Source organism: Onishia taeanensis, assembly GCF_003268885.1.
GTDB lineage: Bacteria > Pseudomonadota > Gammaproteobacteria > Pseudomonadales > Halomonadaceae > Onishia > Onishia taeanensis_A.
This window is the reverse complement of the sequence record NZ_QLSX01000002.1, coordinates 390,799-406,528: the sequence shown is the minus strand read 5'-3', so window position 1 is coordinate 406,528 and position 15,730 is coordinate 390,799. Positions and strand designations below refer to the sequence as shown.

The 15,730-nt window shown below is 65.0% G+C and carries 13 protein-coding genes; all 13 read left to right on the top strand.

The window, feature by feature from the left end:
• The first annotated feature begins 1 nt into the window (after position 1).
• The 13 genes from frr (at position 2) to dnaE (ending at position 15,695) form a co-directional block, all read left to right on the top strand.
• Complete coding sequence (frr, locus tag BCL93_RS04530) at positions 2-559, top strand: ribosome recycling factor (RefSeq protein WP_112053911.1); 558 nt, start codon at positions 2-4, stop codon at positions 557-559.
• Positions 560-616: 57 nt separating this feature from the next.
• Entirely contained in the window at positions 617-1,375 is a 759-nt protein-coding gene (gene uppS, locus BCL93_RS04525; RefSeq protein WP_112053910.1) for a polyprenyl diphosphate synthase, read from the top strand.
• The gene (locus tag BCL93_RS04520; RefSeq protein WP_112053909.1) at positions 1,368-2,165 is read left to right on the top strand and encodes a phosphatidate cytidylyltransferase; all 798 of its coding nucleotides are present in this window, start codon (positions 1,368-1,370) and stop codon (positions 2,163-2,165) included. Before uppS ends, BCL93_RS04520 begins: the two co-directional genes overlap by 8 nt.
• Positions 2,162-3,376, top strand: coding sequence for a 1-deoxy-D-xylulose-5-phosphate reductoisomerase (gene ispC, locus BCL93_RS04515; protein ID WP_112053908.1), 1,215 nt, complete (start codon positions 2,162-2,164; stop codon positions 3,374-3,376). Before BCL93_RS04520 ends, ispC begins: the two co-directional genes overlap by 4 nt.
• Positions 3,377-3,382: 6 nt before the next feature.
• Entirely contained in the window at positions 3,383-4,741 is a 1,359-nt protein-coding gene (gene rseP / locus BCL93_RS04510) for a sigma E protease regulator RseP (protein ID WP_112053907.1), read from the top strand.
• Between the two features lie 111 nt (positions 4,742-4,852).
• The gene (gene bamA, locus BCL93_RS04505) at positions 4,853-7,189 is read left to right on the top strand and encodes an outer membrane protein assembly factor BamA (protein WP_112053906.1); all 2,337 of its coding nucleotides are present in this window, start codon (positions 4,853-4,855) and stop codon (positions 7,187-7,189) included.
• A 46-nt stretch (positions 7,190-7,235) separates the two neighbouring features.
• Positions 7,236-7,742 (top strand): OmpH family outer membrane protein, encoded by a 507-nt coding sequence (locus tag BCL93_RS04500; protein ID WP_112053905.1) that lies wholly within the window; start codon positions 7,236-7,238, stop codon positions 7,740-7,742.
• A gap of 45 nt (positions 7,743-7,787) precedes the next feature.
• Positions 7,788-8,816, top strand: a complete 1,029-nt coding sequence (gene lpxD / locus BCL93_RS04495; protein WP_112053904.1) for a UDP-3-O-(3-hydroxymyristoyl)glucosamine N-acyltransferase — start codon at positions 7,788-7,790, stop codon at positions 8,814-8,816.
• A 121-nt stretch (positions 8,817-8,937) separates the two neighbouring features.
• Complete coding sequence (gene fabZ, locus BCL93_RS04490; RefSeq protein ID WP_112053903.1) at positions 8,938-9,381, top strand: 3-hydroxyacyl-ACP dehydratase FabZ; 444 nt, start codon at positions 8,938-8,940, stop codon at positions 9,379-9,381.
• The gene (gene lpxA, locus BCL93_RS04485) at positions 9,378-10,145 is read left to right on the top strand and encodes an acyl-ACP--UDP-N-acetylglucosamine O-acyltransferase (protein WP_112053902.1); all 768 of its coding nucleotides are present in this window, start codon (positions 9,378-9,380) and stop codon (positions 10,143-10,145) included. The genes fabZ and lpxA overlap by 4 nt, the downstream gene beginning before the upstream one ends.
• A gap of 3 nt (positions 10,146-10,148) precedes the next feature.
• Entirely contained in the window at positions 10,149-11,450 is a 1,302-nt protein-coding gene (gene lpxB / locus BCL93_RS04480) for a lipid-A-disaccharide synthase (RefSeq protein ID WP_112053901.1), read from the top strand.
• Complete coding sequence (gene rnhB, locus BCL93_RS04475) at positions 11,447-12,058, top strand: ribonuclease HII (RefSeq protein ID WP_112053900.1); 612 nt, start codon at positions 11,447-11,449, stop codon at positions 12,056-12,058. Before lpxB ends, rnhB begins: the two co-directional genes overlap by 4 nt.
• A 133-nt stretch (positions 12,059-12,191) precedes the next feature.
• On the top strand, positions 12,192-15,695 hold the full coding sequence (dnaE, locus tag BCL93_RS04470; RefSeq protein WP_112053899.1) for a DNA polymerase III subunit alpha: 3,504 nt from the start codon (positions 12,192-12,194) through the stop codon (positions 15,693-15,695).
• Positions 15,696-15,730 lie beyond the last annotated feature (35 nt).

The window sequence follows — 15,730 nt, the reverse complement described above, 5'->3', positions numbered from 1 at the left end:
CGTGATCAACGATATCCAGAAAGACGCTGAAGCCCGCATGGACAAGACCATCGAGTCACTGCATGCGAACTTCAACAAGATCCGCACCGGCCGTGCCCATCCCAGCATCCTTGATGCGGTGACCGTGGATTATTACGGCGCCCAGATGCCGCTTAACCAGGTCGCCAGCGTCAACGTCGAGGACGCGCGTACCCTGGCGGTCGTGCCCTGGGAAAAGTCCATGGTGCCCAAGGTCGAGAAAGCCATCATGACCGCGGACCTGGGCCTCAACCCGGCAACGGCGGGCAGCGTGATTCGCGTGCCGATGCCGATGTTGACCGAGGAAACCCGCAAGGGCTACATCAAGCAGGCCCGTTCCGAGGCCGAGAACGCCCGTGTGGCGGTGCGCAACGTGCGTCGCGATGCCAACGGTGACATCAAGGCGCTGCTCAAGGAGAAAGAAATCTCCGAAGATGAAGAGCACGGCGGCACGGACGCCATCCAGAAGCTGACCGACAAGCACATTGCTGAGATCGACAAGCTGTTGGAAGCCAAGGAAAAGGACCTGATGACGGTCTGAGGCCTGGCGGGCGACATCGCATCGCCCGCCTATCGTTCTACTGCTATGCGAGCCCCCATGACATCACCGCAGTCCCCTGAATCGCATCGCCGGACGACCCCGCGTCATCTGGCGATCATCATGGATGGCAACAACCGCTGGGCCAAGGCCCATGGCCTGTCCGGGGTGCGCGGTCATCGTGCGGGCGTCGAGTCGGTGCGGGCGGTGATCCGCCGCGCCGCGGAGCGCGGGGTCGAGGTGCTGACCCTGTTCGCCTTCTCCAGCGAGAACTGGAAGCGTCCGCCGGCCGAGGTCAACGCCTTGATGGAGCTGTTCCTGATCGCCCTCAAGCGGGAGGTCAAGAAGCTGCACGAGCATGATATTCGGCTGACCATCATCGGTGAGCGCGAGGGTTTCTCGGCGTCTATCCAGAAGCACATCGCCCGTGCCGAGACGCTGACCGCCGACAACCGCGGCATGCATCTGGTGATCGCCGCCAACTACGGCGGCCGTTGGGACATCGCCCAGGCCGCGCAGCGCCTCGCCGCCCGTGTGGCGGCAGGCGAGCTTGAGGCCGGACAGGTCGATGAGCAGTCGCTGGGCCGCGAGGTCTGCTTGGCCGATGCGCCGGAGGTGGATCTATGCATCCGTACCAGCGGTGAGCAGCGCCTGTCCAACTTCCTGCTGTGGCAGTTGGCCTATGCCGAGCTGCATTTTTCCCCTCTGCTGTGGCCGGATTTCGGCGCCGAGGCGCTCGATGAGGCCTTCGCCGACTTCGCGCGTCGCCAGCGTCGCTTCGGCATGACGCACGAGCAAGTCGAGGCCCAGGGTGCTTAAGCAACGAATTCTGACCGCCGTTATCCTGGTGCCGCTGGCACTGGCCGGACTCTTCCTGTTCGAGGGTGGCGCCTTCGCTCTCTTCATTGGTCTGGTCATGCTGTTGGCCGCCTGGGAGTGGACCAATCTCGCCGGCCTGTCGCGCCTGACGGCCCGTCTCGCGACCACTGCAGGCCTGGGGCTTGCCATGTTGCTGCTTTGGGCGGGCGGCAGTGGTCAGGCCAACGGCCTGCTTTGGCTCGGCGCGGCTGCCTGGCTTGCCAACCTCTACTGGATCACTCACTACCCCGAGCGTCGGGCACAATGGGCGACGCCCGGTCGTCGCCTGGTCATGGGCCTGGTGGTCCTGCTGCCCTGCTGGGTAGGCTTCAACAGTCTGCGTGCCAGCGGCGTCGAGTGGCTGCTCTTCGTGCTGCTGCTGGTGTGGCTTGCCGACACCGGGGCCTACTTCGCAGGCCGAGCCTTCGGGCGGCGCAAGCTGGCGCCTGCCGTCAGTCCCGGCAAGACCTGGGAAGGCGTGGCGGGCGGTGTGGTCGCCACCTTGGCGTTGGCCCTTGGCTATGCCGTCTGGCTGTCGCTTGGCCTTGGCGAGACCCTGGGCCTGATGCTTGCCACCGTGCTGGTGACCCTGGTCTCAGTGCTTGGTGATCTGTTCGAGAGCATGTTGAAGCGCACCCGGGGCATCAAGGATTCCGGGGTGCTGCTGCCCGGTCACGGTGGCGTGCTGGATCGCATCGATAGCCTGACCGCGGCGATTCCCATCTTTGCCCTGCTGCGGGTGTGGCTATGAGTCTTTCTGTATCCAACATCACTCGCCCTCAGCGCGTCACCGTGCTGGGCGCAACCGGCTCCATCGGCACCAGCACTCTGGATGTGGTCGCCCGCCATCCGGAACGCTATCAGGTGCATGCGCTGACCGCTCATCGCTCGAAGGAAGCCCTGCTGGCGCTGTGTCAGACGCATCGCCCTGCCCAGGCAGTGATTGGCAGCGAGGCCGATGCCGCCTGGCTGCGCGAGCGGCTGGCGGCGGCCCAGCTGCCTACGGAAGTGCGCGCCGGTGAAGAAGCGCTGGTTGAGGTCGCTAAGGCTTCTGAGGTCGATGTGGTGATGGCGGCCATCGTCGGTGCTGCAGGGCTTGTGCCGACGCTTGCCGCTGTGCGCGCTGGCAAGCGGGTGTTGCTTGCCAACAAGGAAGCCCTGGTGATGAGCGGTGGCCTGTTCATGGATGCCGTGGCCAGGCATGGCGCCGTGTTGTTGCCGATCGATTCCGAACATAATGCCATTTATCAGTGTCTACCTCCCGAGCATCGTGGCGGCCTGGAGCGCATCGGCGTCAGCCAGCTGCTGCTGACGGCTTCGGGTGGGCCCTTCCTCGGCTGGTCGGGGGATGCCCTGACCCGGGTCACCCCCGACCAGGCCTGTGCCCATCCCAACTGGTCGATGGGGCGCAAGATTTCGGTGGACAGTGCGACCCTGATGAACAAAGGGCTTGAGCTAATCGAGGCCTGCTGGCTCTTCGATGCCGGCCCCGAGCAGATTCAGGTGGTCGTGCATCCACAGAGCGTGATCCATTCGATGGCGGCCTATCGAGACGGCTCGGTGCTCGCCCAGCTCGGCAATCCGGATATGCGCACGCCGATCGCCTATGGCCTGTCCTGGCCGGAGCGCATCGAGGCAGGCGTCGCGCCGCTCGACCTGTTTCAGGTCGCCAGGCTCGACTTCGAGGCACCCGATGAGGCGGCCTTTCCCTGCCTGCGGCTGGCCCGTGAGGCGATGGCCGCCGGCGGGAGCGCGCCTGCGCTGCTCAATGCCGCCAACGAGGTGGCCGTGGACGCCTTTCTCGAAGGCCGGCTATCCTTCCCGGGCATTGCCGAGCTCAACGAGGCTGTGCTGTCGGCCTGTTCGCCGTCGGCGGCCGACGAACTCGAAGGCATCCTCGCCGAGGATGACCGGGGCCGTCGGGCGGCCCGTCATCACCTGGAACGCTATGGGCGGGAGTAAACTGCGATGAGCGTGATACAGGACGTGCTGGCGGTGATCGTGGTTCTCGGACTGCTGGTCACCTTTCATGAGTTTGGCCACTTCTGGGTGGCCAGGCGTTGCGGAGTCAAGGTGCTGCGCTTCTCGGTGGGCTTCGGCAAACCGCTATGGTCGCGGGTCGATCGCCACGGTACCGAATTCGCCGTGGCGGCTATTCCATTGGGCGGCTACGTCAAGATGCTCGACGAGCGCGAGGCGCCGGTTGATCCTGATGAGGCGCACCTGGCCTTCAACCGCCAGGGAGTGTGGTCGCGTATCGCGATCGTTGCCGCCGGCCCGCTGGCCAACTTCTTGCTGGCGATCATCGCCTACTGGCTGCTGTTCGTGATCGGCATCACCACCGTTGCACCGGTGGTCGGCGACGTGGCGCCGGACTCGGCGGCCGCCCGCGGCGGGCTGTCTACCGGGCAGGAAATCGTCGCCGTGCAGGGCGAGCCGGTGCGTTCCTGGGACGACATCAACCTGAAGCTGGTCGCGGCGATCGGCGAGACCGGCGCGATCAGCATGACCTCGCGCCCCGAAGGCGCCACGGCGGCGCGCGAACATCGTCTGCCCGTCGAGAACTGGCTGGTCGGCCAGGATCCGCCCCGGCCGCTGGCAACCCTCGGCCTCACGCCCTGGCGGCCGGCGCTGCCCGCGGTGCTGGGCCAGGTGCTGGATGGCGAGGCTGCGGCCAGCGCTGGCCTGCAGGCGGGCGATCGCATCCTCGGCGTCGATGGCACGCCGATCGATGATTGGATGGCCTTCGTCGACCGGGTCCGCGCGAGCCCTGGCGAGCCGTTGACGCTTGAAATCGAACGGGGCGGCGAACGCCAGACCCTGGCGCTGACACCGCGTCCGAGCACCCCCGAGGGTGGCCAGTCCATCGGCTATATCGGTGCCGGCGTGGCCAGTGCCGAATGGCCGGCCAAATACCAGCGCGAGATTCATTACGGCCCTCTGGATGCGGTCGGGCAGTCGCTCAACAAGACCGCCGAGATGTCAGTGTTGACCCTGGACGCGATGCGCAAGATGCTGGTGGGGCTGATTTCGCCATCGAATCTCTCGGGGCCGATCACCATCGCCCGCATCGCCGGTGAAACGGCGCGTACCGGCGTCGAGAGTTTCATAGGTTTCCTTGCCTATCTGTCGATCAGCCTGGGAATTCTCAACCTGTTGCCGATCCCGGTGCTCGACGGCGGGCATCTGGTCTATTACTTCATCGAGGCGGTGCGTGGACGCCCCGTTTCCGAGCAGGTTCAGGCGGTGGGCTTTAAGATCGGCCTGGCGCTAGTGGGCAGCATGATGATGATGGCGATGTACTTCGACCTGATGCGGCTCTGGTAGCCGCCCGGGAGCGGTCCACGCCGGCCGGGGTCTGGCCTTGCCAGTGGACCGAACAAATGTATAAGGTGCTCGTTTGACAAGCGGGCAGACCAACGCGAGCGAACCGACTGCATGAAACTCAAGATTCTAGGCGTTGCGGCGCTGTTGCTGTCTGGCGCCCCGGTGGCGCTGGCCGATGCGTTTACCGTTTCCGACATCCGTGTGGAGGGCCTCAAGCGGGTCTCCGCGGCGTCTGTCTTCAATGCCTTCCCGGTCAGTGCCCGCGACGCCGTCGACGAGCGCGAGCTGGCCGAGGCAGCCAAGACACTGTTTGCTACCGGCCTCTTCGAGGACGTGCGCCTGGCTCGCGAGGGCGACGTACTGGTGGTGCAGGTCGACGAGCGGCCCTTCATCACCGACCTCGAGATTACCGGCAACTCCCAGATCTCCGAAGAGGAGCTGCGTCAGGGCCTGCGCGATGCGGGTCTGGCTGAGGGGCAGGCCCTGCAGCGCTCGACGCTCGACGAGATGCAGCGCGAGCTCGAGCAGCTCTATCACGGCCAGGGCCGCTATAGCGCCCGTATCGATGCCGAGGTCGAGGAAATCGACTCGAGCCGGGTCCGCGTCAAGGTCGATATCGACGAGGGCGCGGTGGCCAAGATTCGCCAGATCAACGTGGTCGGCAATCAGGCCTTCGATGATGACACCCTGCGCGACGTCTTCGAACTCGAGGATCGCCCGAGCTGGTTCTTCGGCTGGTTCTCGAGCGATGAGTATTCCCGCCAGCAGCTCTCCGGTGATCTGGAGCGGCTGCGCTCATGGTACCTGGACCGCGGTTACGTCAACTTCGCGATCACCTCGACCCAGGTGTCGATCAGCCCCGACAAGTCGCGCATCTTCGTTACCGTCAACGTCGAGGAAGGCAAGCAGTATCGCCTGGGCGACATCAGCTTCGCCGGTGACCTGAAGATTCCTCCCTCCGAGGCTCGCAACCTGGTCGAGGCCACGCCCGGCGAGATTTTCTCGCGCAGCGATATCACTGCCTCCTCCGAGGCGCTGCGTTCGCGTCTCGGCGCCGAAGGCTACGCTTTTGCCAGCGTCGAAGGTGTGCCTGAGGTCACCGCCGACGGTGAACGGGTCGACGTCACCTTCCAAGTCGATCCCGGTCGCCGCGCCTATGTCCGCCGCGTCGATTTCGTCGGCAACACCACCACCATGGATGAGGTGCTGCGGCGCGAGATGATTCAGATGGAGGGCGCGCCCGCCTCCACCGAGCAGATCAGCCAGTCGCGTCAGCGCCTCGAACGTCTGGGCTTCTTCAAGCAGGTCGACGTCGAGACACGCCCGGTAGCCGGCGAGCCCGACCAGCTGGATGTGACCTACAACGTCGAGGAGCAGCCCTCCGGCTCGATCTCGGCGAGCATCGGTTTCTCCCAGAGCGATGGCGTCATCTACGGCGCCTCGCTGTCCCAGAACAACTTCCTGGGTACCGGCAACCGGGTCAATATCGGTGCCCAGAAGGGCGATACCTATACCAGCCTCAACTTTGGCTTTACCGATCCCTACTGGACACTGGACGGCATCTCGCGTGGGTATAATCTCTTCTACCGCGAGACGGACTACGAAGACTCCGACATCTCGACCTACTCCACCGACTCGGTAGGCGGCAGCATCAACTTCGGCTACCCGATCGACGAGGTCACGCGCCTCAACTTCGGGGTCGGCATCGAAGAGCTGCAAGTGCAGACCTATACCGACACGCCGTCGGAGATCGTCCAGTACGTCGATGATCAGGGCGAAGATGCTCAGAGCCTCAAGCTGACGGCCAGCTGGACCCGCAACAAGCTCAACCGCGGCGTCATGCCCACGGCGGGCAACTATCAGCGGGTGTCGCTCGAGACGGCGGCACCGGGCAGCGATGCCATCTACTACAAGGTGCGCTACAAGGGTCAGCAGCTGTTTGCCCTCAACGATGCCTGGTCATTGAAGTTCGGCACCAACCTGGGCTACGCCGATACCCCGGGTAACGATCCCTATCCGTTCTACGAGAACTTCCTGACCGGCGGCTTGGGCTCGGTGCGAGGCTTCACTGGCAGCACGCTTGGTCCGGCCACCACGGCCCGTGGCAATGGCGACGACCAGACCCTGGGCGGTAACGTGCTGGTCAGCGGTTCAGCGGAACTGCTGTTCCCGATGCCCTTCGTTGAGGATCAGCGCAGCGTGCAGTCGTCGCTGTTCCTCGATGGCGGCAACACCTTCCTTACCGAGTGCTATGCCGTACAGCCCGCTGATAGGCCTTCGAGTTGCAGCTCGGGTGTCGATCTGGCCGATCTACGTTACAGTGTGGGCCTGGGCCTTTCCTGGTTGACGCCGGTAGGGCCGCTGACCTTCAGCGTGGCCGAGCCGCTCAACGACGAGCAAGGCGACGACACCCAGTTCTTCCAGTTCTCGCTGGGCCAGACGTTCTAGGTTCGCGGACGGATGCCAGACCACCGATCTCGAGGAGTTTAACAAGATGCGCAAGTTGACCGGAGCCCTGTGCCTCGGCCTGTTCGCGGCCATGAGTACACCTGCCCTGGCCGCCGATATCGCCGTGCTGGATTGGCGTCAGGCCCTGCTGGAAAGCGATGACGCCCAGCAGTCGATGAGCGAGCTGCAAAATCAGATCGGCAGCCAGCAGCAAGAGGCCGAGGCCCTGGGTCAGGAAGTCCAGCAGCTTCAGCAGCGCCTGCAGCGCGATGGGGCGACCATGTCCGAGTCGCAGCGCCAGGCGGCCGTGCAGGAGCTTCAGGAAAAGGGCGGCCGCTTCCAGCAGCTTCGCCGCCAGGTGGTTCAGGCGCGCAAGCAGTCCGAACAGCAGTTCATGCAGCAGGCTCAGCCCAGGCTCGAGCGTGCCGTGGACCAGATCATCGAGCGTCATGACATCGAGGTGCTGGTGGACCGCAACGGGGTCATCCAGGCCAAAGGCGACCTCCTCGACGTGACCGACGAGGTCACCGAGATTCTCAATTCGTCCAACTGAGGCCGGCGGCGCGCCCTGGCGTGCCGTCCGCGATGACCCGCGTCCATGACAATCGCCCAATACCCCACTTATACCCTCGATGAGCTCGCCGAGCGCCTCAAAGCTCGTGTGATCGGCGATGGCCAGCGCACCGTGAGCGGGTTGGCGACGCTGAGCGAAGCCGGTCCTCACGAGTTGACCTTCCTCGCCAATCGGGCCTATCTGAAGTATCTGCCTGAGACGAGGGCGGCGGCGGTGCTTCTGCACCCGGATCATGCCGAGGAGAGCCCCACGGCCTGCCTCGCCCTGGAGAACCCCTATCTGGGGTATGCCGAGCTATCACGGCTGTTCGATCCGCTGGCCGCGAGATATCGCCCGGGGGTGCACGCCTCGGCGGTCGTCGCCGAGAGCGCCAAGCTTGGTGCCAACGTCGAGGTCGGCCCGCAGGTGGTGATCGAGGACGGCGCGGTGATCGGCGATGACGTGGTCATCGGCCCGGGCAGCGTGGTCGGGGCCGACAGCGTGATTGGTGCCGGCTCGCGTCTGCATGCGCATGTCAGCGTTTGTCATGGCGTGGTGATCGGCGAGCGGGTGGTGCTCAATAGTCACTGCGTGATCGGTGGTGATGGCTTCGGCTTCGCCCACGACGGCAGCCGCTGGCACAAGATCGCCCAGTTGGGCGGCGTGGTGCTGGGCGACGATGTCGAGGTCGGCAGCTGTTCCAGCATCGATCGTGGCGCGCTCGGCGACACCGTGATCGGCAACGACGTCAAGATCGATAGTCAGGTGCAGATCGCTCATAATGTGCAGATCGGCGATCATAGCGCCCTGGCCGGCTGCGTGGGCATCGCCGGTTCCACCAAGGTGGGCCGCCACTGCATGCTCGGTGGCGGCGTCGGGCTTTCCGGTCACCTGACCCTCTGTGATGGGGTGCAGGTCACCGGCATGAGCCTTGTCACCAATTCGATTCAAGAGCCCGGGGTCTACTCTTCCGGTACCGGTTCGATGCGCAACGCCCAGTGGCGCAAGAATGCGGTGCGCTTCAAGCAGCTGGATGAGCTCGCCAAGCGGGTGACCCGCCTGGAAAAGCAGTAACCAGGCGTTGAGTCGCCCTCGGCGAGCGCTATACTCCGCCCACCCTAATCATGGCGGCGGCCCTGCCGCCCCAGCATGCTCGCCTCCGGTCGAGCATTTTGTCATTTCAGAGGTCGCATCGATGGTAATGGACATCAACGAGATCCGTGAGTATCTCCCCCACCGCTATCCCTTCCTGCTGGTCGACCGGGTCATGGAGCTCGAGCACGGTGCGCGCATCGTGGCCAACAAGAACGTCAGCATCAACGAGCCGTTCTTCAATGGTCACTTCCCCCATCACCCGATCATGCCGGGCGTGCTGGTCATCGAGGCGCTGGCTCAGGCCTGCGGGATCCTGGGTTTCAAGACCGTCAACAAGCTGCCCGCCGACGGCTATGTCTACTATCTGGTGGGCAGCGATAACGTGCGCTTCAAGCGCCCGGTCATGCCCGGCGACCAGCTGCGCCTCGAAGCCAACGTGATTCGCACGAAGCGCGGTATCTGGAAGTTTCAATGTACCGCCAGCGTTGACGGCGAGGTGGCCTGCGAGGCCGAGATCATCTGTGCCGAGAGGAAGGTCGCTTGATACATCCCACTGCTATCGTTGATCCAAAGGCGCGCCTCGCCGAGGACGTCGAAGTAGGCCCGTTCAGCGTGATTGGCCCCGACGTCGACATCGGCGCCGGCAGCGTGATTGGCCCGCACGTGGTGGTCAAAGGGCCGACGGTGCTCGGTGAGCGTACGCGGATCTTCCAGTTCGCATCGGTCGGCGAGGACTGCCAGGACAAGAAGTACGCCGGCGAGCCCACGCGCCTGGTAATGGGTGACGACAACGTCATTCGCGAGGGCGTGACCCTGCATCGCGGTACCGTTCAGGACCGCGGCGAGACCACCATCGGCAGCCGTAACCTGTTCATGGCCTATGTGCATGTCGGCCACGACTGCGTGGTCGGCAACGACTGCATCCTGGCCAATCAGGTGACCCTGGCCGGTCACGTCACGCTGGGCGATTCCGCGATCATCGGCGGGCTGTCGGCGATTCACCAGTTCTGCCATTTCGGCACTCAAGCCATGGCAGGCGGCGGCTCGATCATCACTAAGGACACGCCGGCCTATGTGATGATCAATGGCAACCCGGCTCAGCCGCATGGTCTCAACCTGGTGGGTCTCAAGCGTCGCGGCGTCTCCCGAGAGGCGATCAGGGCGCTTACCGAGTCCTACAAGATGGTCTATCGCAAGGGGCTGACCGTCGAGCAGGCGCTCGCCGAAATCGATGCCGAATACGCGCTGCCCGAAACCAAGGTCTTCGCCGATTCTATCCGCATTTCCACTCGCGGCATCCTGCGCTAGATCATGTCAGACGCCCCTCAGGAGCAGCGCCCGGTGCGGGTCTATCTGGTCGCCGGTGAGCTGTCAGGCGACATACTCGGCTCGGGCCTGATGCAGGCGCTGCGCGCCCGCCTGGGCGAGGTCGAGTTCCGTGGAATCGGCGGCCCGCGTATGCTTGCTCAGGGCATCGACAGCCGCTACCCGCTGGAAACCCTGTCGGTGATGGGGCTGGTCGAGGTGGTGAAGCATCTGCCCGAGCTGATCAAGGTGCGCCGGGCGCTGAAGCGCGACGCCCTGGCCTGGGCCCCGGATATCATGATCGGCATCGATGCCCCTGACTTCACCCTGGGCCTCGAGCGTCAGCTCCGTGAGTCAGGTCTGACCACCGCCCACTATGTCAGCCCTTCCGTGTGGGCCTGGCGCCAGGGGCGGGTGAAGGGGATCGCCAAGTCGGTGGATGCCATTCTCACCTTCCTGCCTTTCGAGGCCGCCTTCTACGAGCGTCACGGAGTGCCGGTGGCCTTCGTTGGCCATCCGCTGGCCGACGAGCTGCCGCTTCACAACGACCGCGCCGGCACTCGGCAGTCCCTGGGGCTGGCCAACGGCGCCGAGGTGTTGGCCCTGCTGCCCGGCTCCCGGGCCAACGAGATCCGTTTTCTGGGCGCGACCTTTATCATGGCCGCGGAGCGGATGTGTCAGGCGCGCCCCGATCTTCAGGTGGTGATTCCCGCGGCGACCCCGGCCCGGCGGGAAGAGCTCGAAGCGCTGTTGGCCGGCTACCCGACCCTGGCGGGGCGCGTCACGCTGCTCGACGGCCAGGCCCGGGAGGCGATGGTTGCGGCAGATGTCGTGCTGCTGGCCTCGGGCACCGCGGCGCTTGAAGCCATGCTCTGCCATCGCCCGATGCTGGTGGCCTACAAGATGGCGCCGGCCACCCACTGGCTCGCCAAGCGCCTGGTCAAGACCGAGTGGATCTCGCTTCCCAACCTGATCGCCCGCGAGGCGCTGGTGCCGGAGTTGATCCAGGAGGCCGCCAGCCCTGAGGTGATAGCCGAACAGCTGACGGACATGCTGGACGACGCTTCCATGCGTCAGGCGCTGGAGACTCGCTTCGCGGCGATGCACGCGGGATTGCAGCGCGGCGCCAGCGAACGGGCTGCCGCAGCCGTCGAGGCATTGATCGCGGGGCGGGCGCTACCGGCGAGTGTGGCACCCGAGGCGGCCGTCATTCACCTGGAGCAGGGCCAGGATCAGGATGATGCGTCATCCGGTTCGGGCACTGGTTCGGGAGTCGGTTCGGGCTCCGGTTCGGGAAAGACGTCATGAGTGCCAAATTCCTGCCCCCGCCGCATATCGACTATCAGGGCGAGCGGCTGGCCGGTGTCGATGAGGTCGGTCGCGGTCCGCTGGTCGGCGCGGTCGTCGCGGCGGCGGTGATCCTCGATCCGGCCCGACCCATCGAGGGCCTGAACGATTCCAAGACGCTGACCGCGCGGCGTCGAGAGGCTCTGGACACCGAGATTCGCGACAGGGCCCTGGCCTTCTGCGTGGCCGAAGCCTCGCCGCTGGAAGTCGATCGACTCAACATCTACCATGCCACCCACCTGGCGATGCGCCGCGCCATCGATGGCCTGGCGCCAGAAGCCGAATACCTGCTGGTAGACGGCAACCGCCTGCCGGGGCATCATCTTCCCGGCCAGCCCGTGGTCAAGGGCGATGCCCGCCATCCGGCCATCGCCGCCGCCTCGATACTGGCCAAGGTGGCTCGGGATGCCCAGATGGTGGCCCTGGATGCCCGGCATCCTGACTACGGCTTCGCCCGCCACAAGGGCTACCCGACCAAGGAGCACCTGGCAGCACTGGAACGCCTGGGGCCGTTGCCCGAGCACCGCCGCTCCTTCGCGCCGGTCAAGAAGCAGCTCGACCTTCTCTAGCCGACGGCCGCTGCTGTTTCAGCCATTGCGCGTCGGTCCGGTGTCCCTATATCGCCCGTCGACGCTACCCTCGACACCGCTCTTGATACCGTCCTCGACACCGCCCTTGAACTAGCCAAGCCACGAGTTCGCCATGACCCCTTCTTTCGTTCACCTTCGCGTGCATACCGAGTATTCCCTCGTCGACGGCCTGGTGCGCCTCAAGCCGCTGGTCAAGCAGACGTCTCAGGCGGGCATGCCAGCCCTGGCGATGACCGACGAGGCCAACCTGTTCGGCCTGGTGAAGGGCTATCGGGCGGCTCAGGGCGCCGGGCTCAAGCCAATCATCGGCGCCGACCTATGGCTTCATAATCCTCATGACGAGGCGCACCCCTACCGGCTGACCCTGCTGGCCATGGACAGCGACGGCTATCGCAACCTCACGGAATTGATCTCGAAAGGGTGGATGGAAGGTCAGCGTCAGGGTAAGGCGATTCTCGACAAGGCCTGGATATTTGCGCAGAGCGAAGGGCTGATCGCGCTTTCCGGCGGTCGCGACGGCGAGATTGGTCGCCATCTGCTCAGCGAACACGGCGATACGGCCCGCTCGCTGCTCGAGGAGTGGAATCAACACTTTCCGGGACGCTTCTACCTCGAGCTCAATCGCACTTCGCGGCCCTTCGAGGAAGAGTGCCTGCACCTCTCGGTTGCGCTGGCCGGCGAGACCAACACCCCGGTGGTCGCCACCAACGACGTGCGCTTCCTGGCCCGCGAGGACTTCTGGGCTCATGAGACGCGGGTTGCCATCGGTGAGGGCAAGGCGCTGGATGACCCGCGCCGCGAGCGTCGCTACAGCGAGGAGCAGTACCTTAAGACGCCTAAGGAGATGGCCGAGCTGTTCGCGGACATCCCCGAGGCGCTCGAGAACAGCGTGATGATCGCTGCGCGCTGCAATGTCGATGTGCGCCTGGGCGAGATCTTCCTGCCCGAGTTCGAAATTCCCGAGGGCATGACCCAGGAAGATTTCTTCCGCAAGGTCTCCCATGATGGCCTTACCGAACGGCTGGAGTCGCTCTATCCGCGGGACCGCTATCCTCGCGACGGCGCCGACTGGGCGCCCATCGATCAGCGCTACCGGGAGCGGCTCGATTTCGAGCTCAACATCATTCTGCAGATGGGCTTCCCCGGCTACTTCCTGATCGTCATGGACTTCATTCAGTGGGCCAAGGACAACAACGTGCCGGTGGGGCCAGGCCGTGGTTCCGGTGCCGGCTCGCTGGTGGCCTATGCCCAGAAGATCACCGATCTCGATCCCATTCAGTACGACCTGCTGTTCGAGCGCTTCCTGAACCCTGAGCGTGTCTCGATGCCCGACTTTGACGTCGATTTCTGCATGGAGAAGCGCGACCGGGTGATCGAGTACGTGGCCGAACGCTACGGCCGCGATGCCGTTTCGCAGATCGTCACCTTCGGCACCATGGCCGCCAAGGCGGTGGTGCGCGACGTGGCCCGCGCCCAGGGCAAGCCCTACTCGCTGGGCGACAAGCTCTCCAAGCTGATTCCCTTCGAGGTCGGCATGACCCTCGAGAAGGCGCATGAGCAGGAGGAGCCGCTGCGCGAGTACCTCGAGGCCGACGAGGAGGCCGCCGAGATCTGGGAGATGGCCCAGCGGCTCGAAGGCATCACCCGCGGTACCGGCAAGCACGCCGGCGGTGTGGTGATCGCCCCGACCAAACTCACCGACTTCTCGCCGCTGCTATGCGATGAGGATGGCAACGGCCTGGTGGTGCAGTTCGACAAGAACGACATCGAGGAAGCCGGGCTGGTCAAGTTCGACTTCCTGGGCCTGCGTACCCTGACCATCATCGACTGGGCGTTGGAGATGGTCGACAAGGTGCGAGCCGTGGAAGGGCAGGGCCCGCTGAACATCGACACCATTCCGCTGGACGACGTGCCGACCTTCGACATGCTTAAGAAGGCCGAGACCACGGCGGTCTTCCAGCTCGAATCCCGGGGCATGAAGGAACTGATCAAGCGCCTGCTGCCGGACTCCCTCGAGGACATGATCGCCCTGGTGGCGCTGTTCCGCCCCGGCCCGCTGCAGTCGGGGATGGTGGATGACTTCATCAACCGCAAGCATGGCCGGGCCGAGATATCCTATCCGCACCCGGACTATCAGCACGAGCTGCTCAAGCCGGTACTCGGGCCCACCTATGGCATCATCCTCTACCAGGAACAGGTGATGCAGATTGCCCAGGTGATGGCCGGCTATTCCCTGGGCCAGGCCGACATGCTGCGCCGTGCCATGGGCAAGAAGAAGCCCGAGGAGATGGCCAAGCAGCGCGCGGGCTTCATGGAAGGCTGTGCGGACAACGGCATCGACAAGGATCTCGCCGGCAACATCTTCGACCTGGTGGAGAAGTTCGCCGGTTACGGCTTCAACAAGTCGCACTCCGCGGCCTACGCCCTGGTCTCCTATCAGACCGCCTGGCTCAAGGCGCACTATCCGGGGCCCTTCATGGCCGCGGTGATGTCCACCGAAATGGACAACCTCGACAAGGTGGTACCGCTGATCGAGGAGTGTCGCCACCAGGGGCTGACCGTGACTCCGCCGGACGTCAATGTCGGCGGCTACAAGTTCACCGTCGATGCCGAAGGCCGGGTCGTCTACGGCCTCGGCGCCATCCGCGGCGTCGGCGAGGGCCCGATCGGTGCCATCGTCGAGGCCCGCAACGAGGGCGGCGCCTTCAGCGATCTATTCGACTTCTGCCGTCGGGTCGACCCCAAACGCATGAACAAGCGCACCCTCGAGGCGCTGATCCGCTCCGGGGCGCTGGATAACCTGGGCGCGGCTCGTGCGGTGCTCACCGCCTCCATGGAAGCGGCCTTGAAGGCCGCCTCCCAGAACCTGGCCAACCAGAACCAGGGCATGATGGACATGTTCGGCGAAGCCTTCAGCGAACCGGAAGCGGGCGACGTCTATGCCGATTACAGCGCCGTGCGCGACTGGAGCGACAAGGAACGGCTGGCCGGCGAGAAGGACACGCTGGGGCTCTACCTTACCGGGCACCCGATCGATGAGTACGAGCAGGAGCTTGCGCGCTTCGTCTCGACCCGTATCAGCGAACTCCGGCCGTCCCGTGAGCCCCAGCGCGTGGCCGGCCTGGTGGTGGCGATGCGCACCATGAAGTCCAAGCGCGGCGACACCATGGCCTTCGTGACCCTGGATGACCGCACCGGGCGTATCGAGGCCTCTCTGTTTGGCGAGCTCTACGAGCGCCTGCGGGGCCGACTGGAGGCCGATCAGGTGATGATCGTCGAGGGCGAAGTCTCGAGCGATGATTATTCCGGCGGCCTGCGCCTGCGCGGCAAGGACGTCACGCCGATGGTCGAGGCCCGCGCCCGCTTCGGGCAGGCCGTTGAGCTCGCCGTCGATGGCGCCCAGGTCAACGGGCGGCTGGTCGATAGCCTGCGGGACAGCCTGATGCCTTACCGCGATGCCAATGGCCTGCCGGTGCGCCTCAAGTACCGCAATGCCGAGGCCTCCGGCTGGCTGGAGCTGGCCGAGGACTGGAAGGTGGCCCCCTCCGACGAGCTGATGATCGCCCTGCGCGACGTGCAGGGCCAGGACGGCGTGCGCCTCAAGTACCGACGCTGACTCGCCTGGCAGGCGCCGCCGTCGGCGCAAGGCGA